Source organism: Methylobacterium sp. A52T (assembly GCF_053346095.1).
In genome coordinates this window covers 21,731-37,611 of sequence record NZ_JBKFBI010000048.1, presented here as the reverse complement: position 1 = coordinate 37,611, position 15,881 = coordinate 21,731, and the positions used below count along the sequence as shown (strand labels likewise).

At 70.8% G+C, this 15,881-nt stretch carries 17 protein-coding genes and 1 pseudogene; 6 read left to right on the top strand and 12 right to left on the bottom strand.

All coding sequences use genetic code 11. The annotated features are described in order from the left end of the window. Positions 1-445 (bottom strand): annotated as a pseudogene (locus ACLBYE_RS14020) (porin family protein); the annotation flags it as partial. 450 nt (positions 446-895) lie between these two features. On the opposite strand from ACLBYE_RS14020, the gene ACLBYE_RS14015 reads away from it, so the two are divergent. The 3 genes from ACLBYE_RS14015 (at position 896) to ACLBYE_RS14005 (ending at position 4,259) form a co-directional block, all read left to right on the top strand. After that, positions 896-1,288, top strand: coding sequence for a hypothetical protein (locus ACLBYE_RS14015; RefSeq protein ID WP_447694634.1), 393 nt, complete (start codon positions 896-898; stop codon positions 1,286-1,288). Between the two features lie 209 nt (positions 1,289-1,497). Continuing rightward, positions 1,498-3,099 carry a DEAD/DEAH box helicase gene (locus tag ACLBYE_RS14010; RefSeq protein WP_447694633.1) on the top strand — a complete coding sequence of 534 codons (1,602 nt, stop codon included), beginning with the start codon at positions 1,498-1,500 and terminating at the stop codon, positions 3,097-3,099. Positions 3,100-3,200: 101 nt separating this feature from the next. Then, entirely contained in the window at positions 3,201-4,259 is a 1,059-nt protein-coding gene (locus tag ACLBYE_RS14005; RefSeq protein WP_020095327.1) for a GGDEF domain-containing protein, read from the top strand. Positions 4,260-4,323: 64 nt separating this feature from the next. Here the strand turns inward: ACLBYE_RS14005 and ACLBYE_RS14000 are convergent, their stop codons facing one another. Both ACLBYE_RS14000 and ACLBYE_RS13995 read right to left on the bottom strand, forming a co-directional pair. Continuing rightward, positions 4,324-4,701, bottom strand: coding sequence for a HesB/IscA family protein (locus tag ACLBYE_RS14000; protein WP_012317999.1), 378 nt, complete (start codon positions 4,699-4,701; stop codon positions 4,324-4,326). Positions 4,702-4,834: 133 nt separating this feature from the next. After that, positions 4,835-5,851: a threo-3-hydroxy-L-aspartate ammonia-lyase gene (locus tag ACLBYE_RS13995; RefSeq protein ID WP_447694638.1), complete on the bottom strand. Its 1,017-nt coding sequence runs from the start codon at positions 5,849-5,851 to the stop codon at positions 4,835-4,837. Between the two features lie 250 nt (positions 5,852-6,101). Here ACLBYE_RS13995 and ACLBYE_RS13990 point away from each other — a divergent pair, with 250 nt between their 5' ends. After that, entirely contained in the window at positions 6,102-6,320 is a 219-nt protein-coding gene (locus ACLBYE_RS13990; RefSeq protein WP_020095325.1) for a hypothetical protein, read from the top strand. A 123-nt stretch (positions 6,321-6,443) separates the two neighbouring features. Then, entirely contained in the window at positions 6,444-6,647 is a 204-nt protein-coding gene (locus ACLBYE_RS13985) for a hypothetical protein (RefSeq protein WP_026605273.1), read from the top strand. A 60-nt stretch (positions 6,648-6,707) separates the two neighbouring features. On the opposite strand, the gene lpdA is transcribed toward ACLBYE_RS13985, so the two are convergent. The 8 genes from lpdA to ACLBYE_RS13945 all read right to left on the bottom strand — a co-directional run bounded on the left by lpdA (position 6,708) and on the right by ACLBYE_RS13945 (position 13,966). Then, positions 6,708-8,147, bottom strand: coding sequence for a dihydrolipoyl dehydrogenase (gene lpdA / locus ACLBYE_RS13980; RefSeq protein ID WP_427508198.1), 1,440 nt, complete (start codon positions 8,145-8,147; stop codon positions 6,708-6,710). A gap of 55 nt (positions 8,148-8,202) precedes the next feature. Then, positions 8,203-8,451 carry a hypothetical protein gene (locus ACLBYE_RS13975; protein ID WP_447694632.1) on the bottom strand — a complete coding sequence of 83 codons (249 nt, stop codon included), beginning with the start codon at positions 8,449-8,451 and terminating at the stop codon, positions 8,203-8,205. Positions 8,452-8,496: 45 nt separating this feature from the next. Continuing rightward, complete coding sequence (locus tag ACLBYE_RS13970) at positions 8,497-9,936, bottom strand: pyruvate dehydrogenase complex dihydrolipoamide acetyltransferase (protein WP_447694631.1); 1,440 nt, start codon at positions 9,934-9,936, stop codon at positions 8,497-8,499. A gap of 4 nt (positions 9,937-9,940) precedes the next feature. After that, positions 9,941-10,534, bottom strand: coding sequence for a Uma2 family endonuclease (locus ACLBYE_RS13965; protein ID WP_447694630.1), 594 nt, complete (start codon positions 10,532-10,534; stop codon positions 9,941-9,943). A 15-nt stretch (positions 10,535-10,549) separates the two neighbouring features. Then, a complete protein-coding gene (locus tag ACLBYE_RS13960; protein WP_020095319.1) occupies positions 10,550-10,837 on the bottom strand; it encodes a DUF5076 domain-containing protein in 288 nt (95 codons plus the stop codon). 59 nt (positions 10,838-10,896) lie between these two features. After that, the gene (locus ACLBYE_RS13955; protein ID WP_447694629.1) at positions 10,897-12,342 is read right to left on the bottom strand and encodes a pyruvate dehydrogenase complex E1 component subunit beta; all 1,446 of its coding nucleotides are present in this window, start codon (positions 12,340-12,342) and stop codon (positions 10,897-10,899) included. Positions 12,343-12,398: 56 nt separating this feature from the next. Beyond that, positions 12,399-13,448 carry a pyruvate dehydrogenase (acetyl-transferring) E1 component subunit alpha gene (gene pdhA / locus ACLBYE_RS13950; protein ID WP_447694637.1) on the bottom strand — a complete coding sequence of 350 codons (1,050 nt, stop codon included), beginning with the start codon at positions 13,446-13,448 and terminating at the stop codon, positions 12,399-12,401. A 206-nt stretch (positions 13,449-13,654) separates the two neighbouring features. Continuing rightward, positions 13,655-13,966 (bottom strand): FtsB family cell division protein, encoded by a 312-nt coding sequence (locus tag ACLBYE_RS13945; protein WP_012317989.1) that lies wholly within the window; start codon positions 13,964-13,966, stop codon positions 13,655-13,657. Between the two features lie 112 nt (positions 13,967-14,078). On the opposite strand from ACLBYE_RS13945, the gene ACLBYE_RS13940 reads away from it, so the two are divergent. Further along, positions 14,079-15,281, top strand: a complete 1,203-nt coding sequence (locus ACLBYE_RS13940) for an adenylate/guanylate cyclase domain-containing protein (protein WP_447694628.1) — start codon at positions 14,079-14,081, stop codon at positions 15,279-15,281. Positions 15,282-15,543: 262 nt separating this feature from the next. On the opposite strand, the gene ACLBYE_RS13935 is transcribed toward ACLBYE_RS13940, so the two are convergent. Next, a complete protein-coding gene (locus tag ACLBYE_RS13935; protein WP_447694636.1) occupies positions 15,544-15,840 on the bottom strand; it encodes a DUF3574 domain-containing protein in 297 nt (98 codons plus the stop codon). Positions 15,841-15,881: the final 41 nt, after the last annotated feature.

Genomic DNA, 15,881 nt, shown 5'->3' with positions numbered 1-15,881 from the left:
AGGCGGGCGGGTTGGAGAAGGCGACGCCGGGGAAGCCGAGGAAGCTGTAGTTCTGGGTGGCGTTGGCGCGGCGGGCGAAGTCGACGTACTGGGCGTCGGCCTCGAAGCCGATGACGATGCCGGAGCCCGGGGTGAACTGGTAGTTGTAGCCGATCTGGGCGCCGCCCGAGAAGCCGTCGTTGTTGTTGCGGTTGTTGACGCTGACGACGCCGGCGGTGCCGGGGGAGTTGATCAGCGAGCCGCCGGGCAGGGCGTAGCTGGTGGTGTTGCGGCTGTTGGCGTCGAAGCCGTAGCCGGCGTTCACACCGATGTAGAAGCCGGTCCAGGTGAACACCGGCACCGGCGTGAACACCGGCGGCGGCGCCGCGCGGCGCGGAAGGTCGGCGGCGGACGCCGCGGCGGTCATGCCGGCGAGGACGGTGGATGCGAGGAGAAGCTTCTTCATGGTGGTGTTCGGTCCTGGGGTTAGCTTGAGCCGGCAGCCTTCTAGGCGCTCTCGGATGGCGGGTCTGTCGCTTTCCTGCAACAAGCCTCTTCAGGTTAGGGGCATCCGGTCAACGAAAGATGAAGACTAGCCGGCCCTGCCCGACAGCAGACGGCCCGGTCGCGCGCTCTTCCAGAGCGAGGAGAGCTGCAGAGGCCGCGAAGACTAGCTGCGTTGCGCGCCGCGCATATTGGCGGCGGCCGGCGCGGTGCCGGCGACATCGCGCGTCGTCTCTGCAGGAGCGGTCGGCGGCGGACGTTTTATTCCGGCACAACTTCGACGAGAATGATTCGCGCGCGTAAGCGATCGATTAACCCTGTTGCCCGATGGTCCGTCGCTCGCGGGCCCGTTCCCGAGCGCCTGTCGCGCATCGAACCGAATTCGGTCCCCCGCCGGCGGAGACCGCTGTCCATGCAGAGCCCCGACGAACGGAGCCGGACGACCTTCGGCAAGCGCCGGACAGGCGAGGCCGCGCCCGGCGCGCTGGCCGGCCCGCAGACCGGCTCGCAGACCGGCTCGACCGGCGCGCGGGTGGCGCGCGCCGAGCCGAGGCGGGCCGCGGGCCCCCTGCCCTGGACACTGCGCGTGGCGGGCCTAGTCGGGATCGTCGCGGTGATCGGCGCCTACCAGCTCGCGCGGCTGAGCCGGCCCGACGCGCCGACGCCCGGGACCGCCCTCGCGACCGCGGCGCTCGCGCCGATGGCCGAGCCCGAGACGACCGGCGCCATCGCGGCGGCGCGTTCCGCCCGCACCACCCGCCTGGACCCCTGCGTCGCGCCCGCGGGCGACCGTCTCCGGCCCTGATCGGCGACCCTTCGCGCGACCGATCCCCTGTGCGCCGACCCGCGCTGTCGCCATTGCGAGATTGACAAGTCGCGGCAAGGCCCTAACTGACAGGGAGCATGCGCCCCGCGGCCCCGGGAGCGTCCGAGCGCCCCGCGCGAGCCTTTCCCAGCCGTTGCCGCGACGGTGTCCTTCGCGCCGGCCGGGCGCGCAACGGTTCCTGAACGCAGATGCCTTTTTCCGACCTGGGACTGAGCGAGAAAGTCCTGAACGCCGTCGAAGCGGCGGGTTACACCGAGCCGACGCCGATCCAGGCCGAGGCCATCCCCCACGTGCTGGCGCGCCGCGACGTCCTCGGGATCGCCCAGACCGGCACCGGCAAGACCGCAGCCTTCACGCTGCCGATGCTGACGCTGCTGGAGAACGGCCGCGCCCGCGCGCGGATGCCGCGCACGCTGATCCTGGAGCCGACCCGCGAGCTGGCCGCCCAGGTGGTCGAGAACTTCGACCGCTACGGGACGAACCACAAGCTCAACGTGGCGCTGATCATCGGCGGCGTCTCCTTCGCCGATCAGGACGCCAAGCTGATGCGCGGCACCGACGTGCTGATCGCGACGCCCGGCCGCCTGCTCGACCATTTCGAGCGCGGCAAGCTGCTGCTCACCGGCGTCGAGCTCCTGGTCATCGACGAGGCCGACCGCATGCTCGACATGGGGTTCATCCCCGACATCGAGCGCATCGTGAAGATGGTGCCGTTCACCCGGCAGACCCTGTTCTTCTCGGCGACCATGCCGCCGGAGATCGAGCGGCTGGCGGACATGTTCCTGCACAACCCGCAGCGGGTCGAGGTGGCCCGGCCCGCCTCTACGGCGACCACGATCACCCAGCGGCTCGTCGCCACCGGCGCCGAGGGGCACGCCAAGCGCGAGCGCCTGCGCACCCTGATCCGCGGCGAGGGCGAGCTGAAGAACGGGATCATCTTCTGCAACCGCAAGCGCGACGTCGCGCTGCTGCAGAAGTCCCTGGTCAGCCACGGCTTCGACGCCGCGGCGCTCCACGGCGACATGGACCAGCGCGCCCGCACGACGGCCCTCGACGGGTTCCGCAACGGCGACACCGCCCTGCTGGTCGCCAGCGACGTGGCCGCGCGCGGCCTCGACATCCCGGCCGTCAGCCACGTCTTCAACTTCGACGTGCCGCATCACCCGGAGGATTACGTCCACCGGATCGGCCGCACCGGCCGCGCCGGCCGCAGCGGCACGGCCTACACGCTGGTCGCCCCCGACGACACGCGCTCCCTCGGCGCCATTGAGGCGCTGATCGGCCAGCCGATCCCCTGGCTGGACGGCGACCTGACCAGCGTGGCCGACGCGTCCGGCGATACCGGCACGCGCCACCGCGGCCGGTCGAGCGACGGGCGTCGGGGCGGCCGCTCCGCCAAGAGCGGTGGACGGAGCGGCGACAAGAGCGGCAGCGACAGGGGCGCCGACAGGGGCGCCGACAAGGCCGTCGTCGAGAAGAGCGCCCGGAGCGCGAGCGAGACCGAGGAGGTCCGCGAGCGTCCGACCCGGTCGCGCGGCGGCCGCGGCGCGGCGCGCGCGGAGGGCCGCCCGGACGATCGTCCCGAGAGCCGCTCTGAGAGCCGCCCCGAGAACCGTCCGGAGAACCGGCCGGAGCCGCGCGCGTCGGGCCGCGCCTCAGGCCGCGGCGGCGAGTCCGCGCGCGAGGAGCGCGGGCGCCGGATCGACGCGGACGGAGACACGCCCGTCGGCCTCGGCTCGCACGTTCCGGCGTTCCTGCTTCGACCAGTCTTGGCCAAGAAGGATAAGTAACAGACGTCTGTTCTGGCTTAACTGTCCGGCTACCAGGCAGCCGTATATTGGGTCAGGGCAACGACGCAGGCGCGTCGGTCGCCCCGGACCGCGGGATACGGATGAGCCAGGAGACCTATTCGGATCGCGATCGCAGCTTCGCGTTGGCGAAGCGCAGCCACGACCTGATTCGCGACTACGGGCCCTCCGCGACGCCGCGCGCCTACGCCGTCTGGTACGCCTACGTCTCGGGGGAGCTACCGCTCCTCGCCGACGCCGTGAAGCGTCTCACCACGCAGAACGGCTGCCTCACCGAGGGCGACATCGACGACCTGCACGAGACCTATCTCGACGGGCGCCGCCTCGCGAGCACCACCGACGACGTCAGCCGCATCGTCCTCAGCGAGATCGCGGCCGTCACCGAGATCCTGGACCTCTCCCTGGGCTCGACGGCGCAGTACAGCGAGTCGCTGCGCGCGGTCGCCCAGGACCTCTCCCAGGGCGTCCCGAGCCGGGCGCGGTTCGGCGAGATCGTCGCGACCCTGGCCGCCACGACGCGGGAGGTCGCCGCCAACAACCGGATCCTCGAAGCCCGCATGCGCGAGACCCGCAGCGAGATCGAGACCCTGCGCGAGAAGCTTGAGGCGACCCGGCGCGAGAGCCTGACCGACGCCCTGACGGGGCTCGCCAACCGCAAGCATTTCGAGGAGACGCTGAAAGCGTCGATGGAGACGGCCCGGGCGCGCAGCACGCCCATGAGCCTGATCATCCTCGACATCGACTTCTTCAAGCGCTTCAACGACCTGTACGGTCACCTCACGGGCGATCAGGTCCTGCGGCTCGTGGCGATCGTGATGCGCGAGAACGCCGGCAAGCAGGCGCAGCTCGCCCGGTTCGGCGGCGAGGAGTTCGGCATCATCCTGCCCGGGGTCGACCGGACGGTGGCCAAGCAGGTGGCCGAGACGGTCCGCGCCAGCGTCATGGGGCGCGAGCTGGTCAAGCGCTCGACCGGCGAGTCGCTCGGCAAGGTCACCATCTCGCTGGGCGTCGCGGTGCTGCGCCCGGGCGACACGCCCGCCTCGCTGATGGAGCGGGCCGACCTGTGCATGTTCGCGGCGAAGCGCGCCGGCCGGAACCGCTTCTTGGACGACGCCGCCGAGTCGCTGATGCAGGTGGCCTAGAGCCGGCCCCGGCCGCGTCGACGTCCGGCGACGCGCGCCGCCCGCGACGGCGGGTGCGGACCGGTCAGGCCTGCGCGGGCAGGCGGTCAGCCGAGACCGGCGTGATCGCCACCGATTCGCCGCAGCCGCAGGCCGAGGTCTGGTTCGGGTTATTGAACACGAACTGCGAGGCCAGCTTGTTGGTGGTGAAGTCCATCTCGGTGCCGAGCAGGAACAGCACCGCCTTCGGATCGACGAACACGCGCACGCCGCGATCCTCGACCACGTCCTCGCCGGGCTTGGCCGCCTCGGCATATTCCATCGTGTAGGACATCCCGGCGCAACCGCCGTTCCGGACGCCGACGCGCAGCCCGGCGATCGGCCGGTCGGCCTCCGCCATGATCGCCTTGATCCGATCGGCGGCGCGATCGGTCAGCGAGAGAACCTTGAAACCAGCGGACATCGTCACCCTCCCGCCCATCCGGGTTCAAGGCCCGGGGACGCGCATTCTGACGCGTACAAGATAAGCATTGGCCCGGGGCCGGTCCACCGCGGCGGGGTCACACCGGCCCGGCATTCGCCGCGCGGGAGCGCCCTCAGGCGGTCTCGCCGGTCAGTCGCGCGAAGGCCCCGAGGTCGACGTTGCCGCCGCTGATCACCACGCCGACGCGCTTGTCCTTCACGTCCACGAGGCCGCTCAGCACCGCCGCCGCCGCGAGGCAGCCGGTCGGCTCGACCACGAGCTTCATCCGGCTGGCGAAGAACCGCATGGCCTCGACGAGCTGCGCGTCGGTGACGGTGAGGATGTCGGACACCCGCGCGCGGATGATCGCGAAGGTCAGGTCGCCCAGGGCTGTCGACTGCGCCCCGTCGGCGATGGTGCGGGGCACCGGGATCGTGACGATCCGGCCCTCGCGGAACGAACGCTGCCCGTCATCGCCCGCCTCCGGCTCGACGCCGATCACCCGGCACCCCGGCGACAGCTCCGCGGCGGCGAGGGCGCAGCCCGCGAGCTGGCCGCCGCCGCCGAGGCAGGCCACCAGCACGTCGAGGGGACCGACCGTCTCGATCAGCTCCTGCGCCAGCGTCCCCTGCCCGGCGATGACGTCGGGATGGTTGAAGGGCGGGATCAGCGTCAGGCCGCGGGCCTCGGCGATCTCGCGGCCCAGGGCCTCGCGATCCTGGGTGTAGCGGTCGTACAGGACCACCTCGGCGCCGTAGCCGCGGGTGGCGGCGATCTTCGCCGCGGGGGCGTCGCCCGGCATGATGATGGTGGCGGGCGCTCCGAGCAGCCGGCTCGCCAGGGCGATCGCCTGGGCGTGGTTGCCCGAGGAGTACGTGATGATCCCGCGGGTGCGGGCCGCCTCCGGCAGCGCGCTGATCGCGTTGTAGGCGCCGCGGAACTTGAAGGCGCCGGCCCGCTGCAGGTTCTCCGCCTTGAAGAACAGGCGGCCGCCGGTCATCGCGTCGGCCGTGCGGGAGGTCAGCACCGGGGTGCGGTGCGCGGCCCCGGCGATCCGCTCGGCGGCGCGGGCCACATCGGCGAAGGTTGGAAGATCGCCGGCGGCCGCGCCGGATTCGCCGTGCTGCGTGTCGTGCATGGTCGCCTGCATCGTTGCCTGCATCGTCGTCCGGGTAGCATCCGCCCGGGGCCGCGCCGGAGCGAGGCGGGGGCGCAGCCCGTCATACGGGCCTTTCGACCCGCGCGCATCCCGCCGATCCACTTGCACAAGCGGAGCCATTCGCCGCCTCGCCGCTTATACCCAGCGACAACTTGGCAGGAACGCTGGGGGGCGGCATCGCCATGGCAACAGAGACCACGCGAGCACCGGTGCGCCGCCCGCACGGCGGCAGGGACACCCCGTGAGCGCCCGCGACCGCGCTTCGGGCGACGCGGCGACCGAGGTCACTTTCCGGGGACGCGGGCTGGCGCTGCGCACCGGCTCGCGCCTGATCCTGCTCGTCTGCCCGCTCTGCTCGCAGCGCAACGCGCGACGGGGCGCCGAACGCGGCATCTGCGAGTGGTGCGCCTATGTGCCGTCGCCGGACCAGGCCGAGCCCGTGGATCGCGGGTGCTCCTGAGGCGCAGTCGCGCGCGGGCGCCGAAATCGCGATCTGGGATTGATTCTCAGCCAGGCACTATCTCCGGTTGCATATTGCGGCGCGGGTCCTCACACTCCCGCCGGGGGCCTGATGGGAGGGCACATGCAACCGTCCGAATGCTGCATCTTTCGGATGACCATCGCCTCCGTGATCGGCAGCTGCGTCACGCTCCTGCTCGTCCGGGGGCTCGATCCGCTCGTCGCCCTGCTGCTGATCCCGATCGGCGGCAGCGTGGCGACGGTTCTGGTGATCCTGCTGTTCCAGGCCGTGAGCCTGACGCTCGCGGCGCGGACCGGTCCGCACTGACCGGCCGGCGGCGGCGCGGGTCGGATCCCTGACCGGCCCGCGCGCCGCGTCGAACGCCGATCAGGTGTGGATCACCTTGCCGTAGGCGTCGAGCACGCTCTCGTGCATCATCTCGCTGAGCGTCGGGTGCGGGAACACCGTGTGCATCAGCTCCTCCTCGGTGCTCTCGAGGTTCATCGCCACCACGTAGCCCTGGATCAGCTCGGTCACCTCGGCCCCGACCATGTGGGCGCCGAGCAGCTGGCCGGTCTTGGCGTCGAACACGGTCTTGATCAGGCCGTCCGGCTCGCCGAGCGCGATCGCCTTGCCGTTGCCCGCGAAGGGGAACCGGCCGACCTTCACCGAGAAGCCCTGCTCCTTGGCCTTGGCCTCGGTGAGCCCGACGCTGGCGATCTGCGGCTGGCAGTAGGTGCAGCCCGGGATCTTGGCCTTGTCCATCGGGTGGGTGTGCAGGCCCTTGATGGTCTCGATGCAGATGACGCCCTCGTGCTCGGCCTTGTGAGCGAGCATCGGCGGCCCGGCGACGTCGCCGATCGCGTAGAGGCCGGGCACGTTGGTGCGGCCGAGCCCGTCCGTCACCACGATCCCGCGGTCGATCTTCACCCCGAGCTTCTCGAGGCCGATATTCTCGATGTTGCCGACGACGCCCACCGCCGAGATCAGCTTCTCCGCGGTTATCTGCTGGGTCTTGCCGTCGCCGCCCTCGATGGTGGCCGTGACGGAATCGGCGCCCTTCTCGACCTTGGTCACCTTGGCGCCGGTGAGGATCTTGATCCCCTGCTTCTCGAAGCGCTTGCGGGCGAGGCCGGCGATCTCGGCATCCTCCACGGGCAGGATCTGCGGCAGCAGCTCCACCACGGTCACCTCGGCACCCATGGTGCGGTAGAACGAGGCGAACTCGATGCCGATGGCGCCCGAGCCCATCACCAGCAGGCTCTTGGGCATCGCCTCGGGGACCATGGCCTCATAGTAGGTCCAGATCAGCTTCTTGTCGGGCTCGATCCCGGGGATCGCGCGCGGACGCGCGCCGGTCGCCACGATGATGTGCTTGGCCTGGTAGGTGCCGGCGCCCTTGGCGCCCTTCGGCGCCTCGGCGCGCTTGGTCTCCTTCACGGTGACCTTGCCGGGCTGGTTGCCCTGCGCGGCGCTGTCGACCGAGGCCTCGCCCCAGATCACGTCGACCTTGTTCTTCTTGAGCAGCATGCCGACGCCACCATTGAGGCGGGCCGAGACGCCGCGGGAGCGCTTCACGATGGCCGCGGTGTCGAACCCGACCTTGTCGGCCGTCAGCCCGTAATCGCCGGGGTGCTGGAAGTAGTGGAAGATCTCGGCCGAGCGGAGAAGCGCCTTGGTGGGGATGCAGCCCCAGTTCAGGCAGATGCCGCCGAGATGCTCGCGGTCGACTACGGCGGTCTTGAACCCGAGCTGCGCCGCCCGGATCGCCGTGACGTAGCCGCCGGGCCCGGCGCCGATGATGAGGACGTCGTAGGTGTCGGACATCGTGTCTCAGCTCTCCGCTGTGGGGCGCGCGACCGCACCGTCGTTGAGGCGGCGATCAGGACGAGGTCTCCAGCGCGCTCAGCCGCTGCTCCATGGCCTTGATCGTCTTCTTGATCGACTGAAGATCCGCCTTCGCCTGCGTGCCGAGGCCGGTCTCGTAGGCGACGTAGATCTCCAGTTCTTCCAGCTTCTCAGTGTGGCCTGTCAGAGTTGTCTTGATCGCTGCGACATCGCGCTTCACCTCGGCGATGTCGCTCTGCATCCGTTGAAGGGCGAGCAGAACCGGATCGGTGACTTCGGACACGCGACTCTCCTTTGATCGCTCAGGCGATCATAGCAGAGTCGCCCCTCACACCAGCATGCCCATCGGATTCTCGATCAGCCCCTTGAAGGCCGAGATCAGCTCCGCGCCGAGCGCCCCGTCGAGCACCCGGTGGTCGCACGACAGGGTGCAGGTCATCACCTGGACCACGGCCGGCGCCCCGTCCTTCACGACGACGCGCTTCTCGCCCGCGCCCACCGCCAGGATGCTCGATTGCGGCGGGTTGATCACCGCGGTGAAGTGCTTGATGCCGAACATGCCGAGGTTCGACACCGAGGTGACGCCGCCCTGGTACTCCTCGGGCTTCAGCTTCTTGGCGCGGGCGCGGGCGGCGAAGTCCTTCATCTCGTTGGAGATGGTCGAGAGCGTCTTCTCGTCCGCCCGGCGGATCACCGGGGTGAACAGGCCGCCGTCGATCGCCACCGCGACGCCGACCTCGGCGTGCTTGAAGCGCAGGATCCGGTCCTCGGCCCAGACCGCGTTGGCGGCCGGAACGCGGGTCAGCGCGAGGCCCATCGCCTTGATGACGAAGTCGTTCACCGAGAGCTTGAAGGCGGGCTTGCCGTCCTTGTCCTTGCCGGCCGAGCCGTTCAGCGTCTCGCGCAGCTTCATCAGCGCTTCGAGCTCGCAATCCACCGTCAGGTAGAAGTGCGGGGCGACCTGCATCGCCTCGGTGAGGCGCTTGGCGATGGTCTTGCGCATGCCGTCGAGGGGCACCTCCTCGTAGGCATCCTTGGCGAAGAAGCCCTTGACCTGATCGGTCGTGAGCCCGGCCGGCACGCTGCCACCCGCGGGGGCGGCCTTCGGGGCCGGTGCGGCCGCCTTCGGCGCCTCGGCGGCGGCCTGCGCGGCGGCGGGTGCCCTGGTGGCGCCGGAGGCCTTCGCGGCCTGGACGTCGCGGGCGATGATGCGGCCGTGCGGCCCGCTGCCCTGGACGGCGGCGAGATCGACGCCCTCCTGCTTGGCGATCCGGCGGGCGAGCGGCGAGGCGAACACGCGGCCGCCCGAGCCAGCCTGCGCCCCCGCCTGCGGGGTGGCGCCGGGCTGCGCGCCCTCCGGCGCCGCGTTCACCCGCTCGTACGACATGTGGCCGCCGCCGGGCGTGGTGTTCTGGCCGGCCGCCGAGGCGTCGGCCTTCGGCTCGGGCTTGGACTCGGCCTTGGCCTCACCGTTCGAGGCCGCCTTCGGCGCCCCGCCCGAGGCCTGGACGCTCGACGGGTCCTCGCCCTCGGCGGCGATGATGGCGATCAGGTCGTTGACCGGCACGTCCGCGGTGCCCTCGGGCACGAGGATCTTGGCGAGCACGCCCTCGTCGATGGCCTCCACCTCCATCGTGGCCTTGTCGGTCTCGATCTCGGCCAGCACGTCGCCGGACTTGATCGGGTCGCCCTCCTTCTTGAGCCACTTGGCGAGGTTGCCCTTCTCCATGGTCGGGGAGAGCGCGGGCATCAGCACGTTGATCGGCATGGCATCAGGTCTCGGGCAAGGCCGGGGCGGCCGGATCGTCGAAGGGGAAGAGATCGTCGAAGGGGAACGGGACGGCGTCGAAGGGCGGCAGGGCCACGGTCTCGCCGCGCTGGATCGTGGCGAGGAGCACCCAGCGCCCGTCCGCGAGGGCGAAGCCTTCGAGCACGCCCGCGGCCGGATCGAGCAGCCAGAGGTGGCCGATCCCGGCCTCGGCGTAGATGCGGCGCTTGCGGCCTCGGTCGAGGCGGATCGTGGACGGCGAGAGAATCTCGCACACCCAATCCGGCGCGATCTCGATGTAGGCCGCTTCCAGATCGGTCGGCGCGCGCTCCCGGCGCCAAGCCGCCAGATCCGGCACCACGACATGGGCCCCCAGGTGGAGTTCCGGCTCGACCATGAAGATCCAACCGCCCGGGCCACCGCGCCCATAGCGGAACGGTGTGCCCAGCAAGGTGGACAGGTCGGATGCGGCCATCGCGTGCCGCGGCCTAGGCCGCGGATGCGTCTCCAGCACGCCGTCGATGATCTCGGCGACGAGATGCTCCGGGACCGCCTCCAGATCCGCGTAGGTCGCCTGCCGGACAGCCGCCTCAGCCATGGTCGGCCGCCATCGTCAGTTGAGACCGCCGGGGTCGAGCCCCTCGGCCTCCCAGCCGGCGCGGATCCGCTCGACCGCCTCGTCCTCCGACATGTCGGTCTCCAGCGCGTAGGCGCGGGCCGCTTGGCGGGCGAGGTCGGCCAGCAGCCGGCCCCAGGTCGCCGGATCGTCGAAGGAGCGGCGCAGGGCGACGCTCACCGCGCCGTCGACCACGGCCGCGCGCAGCACCTCGATGCCGCCCTGCTCCAGGGCATCGGGCGGGATGGCGAGTTCGGCGAAGTCGGTGCTGGGATCCTGGCTCATGGCGCGCCGGCTGTTCCTCGATCTGGCCGGGGCGGGCGACGGCGTCGCCCGCGCGCCCGTCACTTGTAGCAGACGCTCTTGGCGGCCTCGACGACCTCCGCCACCGTCGGCAGCGCCAACTTCTCGAGGTTCGCCGCGTAGGGCATCGGCACGTCCTTGCCGGTGATGCGCAGGACCGGCGCGTCCAGGAAGTCGAAGGCGTCGACCATCAGGCGGGCCACAATCTCGGCGCCGATGCCGGATTGCGGGAAGCCCTCCTCCACGGTGATGCAGCGGCCGGTCTTCTTGACCGATTCCACCACCGTCGCGCTGTCCATCGGGCGGATCGTGCGCAGGTCGATCACCTCGGCCTCGATGCCCTGCTCGGCCAGCGCCTGCGCGGCCTTGAGGGCGTAGGTCATGCCGATCGCGAAGGACACGATGGTCACGTCGCTGCCGGTGCGGTGGATCTTCGCCTTGCCGATCGGCAGCACGAAGTCGTCGAGCTTCGGCACCGGGAAGGACTGCCCGTACAGGATCTCGTTCTCGAGGAAGATCACCGGGTTCGGGTCGCGGATCGCGGCCTTGAGCAGGCCCTTGGCGTCGGAGGCCGTGTAGGGCGCGATCACCTTCAGGCCCGGCACGTTGGAGTACCACGCGGAATAGTCGTGGCTGTGCTGGGCGGCGACGCGGGCGGCGGCGCCGTTGGGCCCGCGGAACACGATCGGGCAGCCGAGCTGGCCGCCGGACATGTAGAGGGTCTTGGCCGCCGAGTTGATGATGTGGTCGATCGCCTGCATGGCGAAGTTGAAGGTCATGAACTCGACGATCGGCTTCAGGCCAGCGAGCGCCGCGCCGACGCCGATGCCCGCGAAGCCGTGCTCGGTGATCGGGGTGTCGACCACGCGCTTCGGCCCGAATTCCTGCAGCAGGTTCTGGGTGACCTTGTAGGCGCCCTGGTACTCGGCGACCTCCTCGCCCATGACGAAGACGTCGCCGTCGCGGCGCATCTCCTCGGCCATGGCGTCGCGCAGGGCCTCGCGGACGGTCTGGGTGACCATCGGCGTGTCGGCCGGGAACTCCTCCATCACCGGCTCTTGCGCCTTGTTGGTGATGACGGCCGGCGCGGCCGGCGCCTTCGGGGCGTCGTCGCCGGTCTTGGCCGCGGGGGCCGGCCGGTCGGCCATGCCCTCGGCCTGCATGTCGGGCGCCGGGGCCGGGTGGCCGCCCGCACCGTTCGGCTTCGCGCCGCCACCGGACGACTGGACGCTCGCCGGGTCCTCGCCCTCGCCGGCGATGACGGCGATCGGCGTGTTGACCGCGACGCCCTCGGTGCCCTCGGCGATCAGGATCTTGGCGAGGATGCCCTCGTCGATGGCCTCCACCTCCATGGTGGCCTTGTCGGTCTCGATCTCCGCCAGCACGTCGCCGGACTTGATCGGGTCGCCCTCCTTCTTCAGCCACTTGGCGAGCTTGCCCTCCTCCATGGTTGGCGAGAGGGCGGGCATCAGGATGTCGGTCGCCATGCTCAGCTCTGCGGTCGTATATTCGTTGGGGGGGCGGCCAGCTTTGTCGTCAGCGCTCAGGCGTGCGCTTCGAGCAGGATGTCGGTCCACAGCTCGGACGGATCCGGCTCGGGATCGTTGGTGGCGAACTCGGCCGAGGCGTTGACGACCTCGCGGACCTTGGCGTCGGTGGCCTTCAGCTCGGCCTCGGGCACGGCGTGCAGCTCGAGCAGGCGCTTGCGCACCATCTCGATCGGGTCGTGCTCGTCGCGCATCTTCGAGACCTCGTCCTTGGTCCGGTACTTGGCCGGATCGGACATGGAGTGACCGCGGTAGCGGTAGGTCTGCATCTCCAGGATGTAGGGGCCCTGGCCGGTGCGGGCGTGCTCGATCGCCCGGGTCGCGGCCTCGCGCACCGTGCGGACGTCCATGCCGTCGACCTGCTCGCCCGGGATGCCGAAGGAGAGGCCGCGCTTCGAGAAGTCGGTCTGCGCCGAGGCCCGGGCCACCGAGGTGCCCATGGCGTACCGGTTGTTCTCGATCACGTAGACGACCGGCAGCTTCCAGAGGGCCGCCATGTTGAAGCTCTCGTAGACCTGGCCCTGGTTGGCGGCGCCGTCGCCCATGTAGGTCAGGCTGACCTTGCCGTTCTCCCGGTAATGGTCGGCGAAGGCGAGGCCGGTGCCGAGCGAGACTTGCGCGCCGACGATGCCGTGACCGCCGAAGAACTGCTTCTCGCGGCTGAACATGTGCATCGAGCCGCCCTTGCCGCGGCTGTAGCCGCCGCGGCGGCCGGTCAGCTCGGCCATGACGCCCTTCGGGTCCATGCCGCAGGCCAGCATGTGGCCGTGGTCGCGGTAGCCGGTGATGACCTGGTCGCCCTCGACCGCGGCCATCTGCATGCCGATCACAACGGCTTCCTGGCCGATGTAGAGGTGGCAGAAGCCGCCGATCAGGCCCATGCCGTAGAGCTGGCCAGCCTTCTCCTCGAAGCGCCGGATCAGGAGCATCTCGTGATAGGCGTGGAGATCCTCGTCCCGCGTGAACTGAGGCATGTTCGGCGCGGGGCGATGCGCCTCGGCGGCCTGAGGGCTCGCGGCCTGCACCGGCGCGGACGACGCGTCCATGGCGGGCTCTTTGGCAGGCTCCTTGGCGGCGTCCATCGGCGCTCTCCCCGTGATTCCACGCGACTTCGTGGGGGTGTAGGACAGCGACGATTGGAAAGCGAGGGCTGCCGCTCTGACAGGAAGCCGCTCTTGTCAGAGGACTTTCGGGACTAGGGAAAACGATCCCCTGGACTTCCGCGGGACAATCGCGGGCACCCGCTGGACTGTCAGGGCGTGATGATGACCACGTCGTTGGCGTGGACGCGGCCCAGGACGATCCGGGCGCGCTCCTCCAGGAGGTCGCGGTCGATCTGGTCGCTCTTGAGCAGGTTCACCCGGTGCTCCCAGACGGCGCGCTCGGCCTTCACGGCGGCGAGTTCCTGGCTGAGGCCGTAGGCGCGGATCTTCAGGGCCTTCTTGGCCTCGAGGCCGCGGTTGCCACTCTCGGCCTGCCACACGAAATAGCCGACCACGAGCGCCGACAGGGTCCAGAGACCCAGCGGCAACACGACCATTCTGACTCGGCGGCGCACGACCATGGCGCGACCCTCGCGCGGAAAGGTTAACGGTTCTTTTCGACCGCGCCGCGGTCAGGACAGGACCGCGATGGGGCCGGACCGCGGCCGGGACGAACAGGGGCGAGCCTGAGGCATGGACCTGACGCATCTGGGACGCTGGATCGCCGCGCACGCCACGGCGACCGACGACCACGACACTCTGCTCTCGGGCTTCTGCGAGTCGCTGGTCGAGGCCGGCCTTCCCGTCTGGCGGGTCAGCGTCATGGCGCCGGCCCTGGACCCGACGCTGCGCGGCGTCAGCCTGAACTGGCACGCGGGCGAGGGCATGTCGTACGTCGCCAACGCCCACGGCGCCGACGAGGAGAGCGACTGGCTCCTGAGCCCCGTCTACGCCCTCGTGGAGACGGGCGAGACCTTCGGCCGCTGGCGCCTCGACGCGCCCGGTCTGGCGGTGGACTTCCCGGTCCTGAAGGCCCTCGGGGCGCAGGGCGGCGTCGACTACGTGCTGCACATCGTCGAGTTCGCCCCCGGCACCGCGCTGCGGGGCATCGCGGTCTCGTTCTGCACCCGTGCCGCCGCCGGCTTCACGGAGGCGGACCTCGCCGCGATCGCCGGCGTCCTGCCGTTCCTGACACTGGCGATGGCCAAGATGGGCCTCGCCCACACGTTCCGGGAAGTCTCGGCCACCTATCTCGGCCGGTCGACCGCCGAGCGCATCCTCGACGGGCAGATCCGGAGGGGCGAGGGGCGGGCCGTGCCGGCCGCGATCCTGCTGACCGACCTACGCGGCTTCACGGCCCTGGCCGACCGGGTGGATCCGGCCGACATGGTCACGTGGCTCAACGAGCATTTCGACGCCCTCGGCGACCCGGTGGCGCGGCACGGCGGCGAGATCCTGAAATTCCTCGGCGACGGCTTCCTGGCGATCTTCCCGGTCCCGGACGCCGGCACCCTCCCCTGCCCGGTCTGCGGTGCGGCGCTCGACGCCGCGACCGAGGGGCTCGCCGCCAACGCGGCGCTCAATGCCCGCCGCCGCGCCGCGGGGCTGCCGGAGCTGCCGGCCGAGGGCGTCGTGCATTTCGGGACGGTGATGTACGGCAATGTCGGGACCGAGCGGCGCCTCGACTTCACGATCATCGGGCGGGCGGTCAACGAGGCGAGCCGGATCGAGAGCCAGTGCGCCGCCCTCGGTCACGACCTCCTCGTGTCGGACTCCTTCGCCGAGCGGTGCGCCCGGCGGCTGGACCCGGTCGGGACGATCGAGTTGCGGGGCCTGTCGCGGCCGATGCGGGTCTGGACCGTGCCGGGGGAGTCGTCGCACGCGGACCTTGCCTGAGGCGGCGACACGGCGGGAGGCTGCGTCCCGGATCCCCTCTTGCGCGCAGGCTGCGAGATCCTGACAGCTCCGCCGGACGCTGCCGTCGCCGGCGAAGCGCGACCAGTCCCCTCTCCCGCACGGGCGAGGGAACCCGCGCCTCATCGTGCCGACGCGGCGGCGTGCCCGCGGTGTAGATCCGGTCGCGCGAACGGGGAGGAGCCCCGGCGGGACCTGCCGAACGGGTCGTCGTTCGTCTCGAGACGGGGATGGCAGCGCGTCGTCAGAACAGCGCGCAGCTCCGCTGGAGCACCAGCCCGACCGCGCCCTGCACGAAGCGGCGCCGGTAGGCCACCCGGATCTCACGCAGGGCCGCGACCGCCTCGGGCGTCGGTTCGGTGACGATCAGGACGGTGCGGGCGGCCTCGCGGACGATGCGTCCGTCCGGCCCGCGCCACTGGCCCCGGCCGGCGAACACGGTCAGCCCGTCCGGGAACCGCGGGGTGATCCACTCGGCCAGGAACCGGTCGAAGGCCGCGCCCGAGACGCGGCCGCCGTCCGGCCGCGACAGGCCGAACAGCAGCTGCGCGCTGAGCGTCGGGCGGGCGCCGTCGCAGAGCG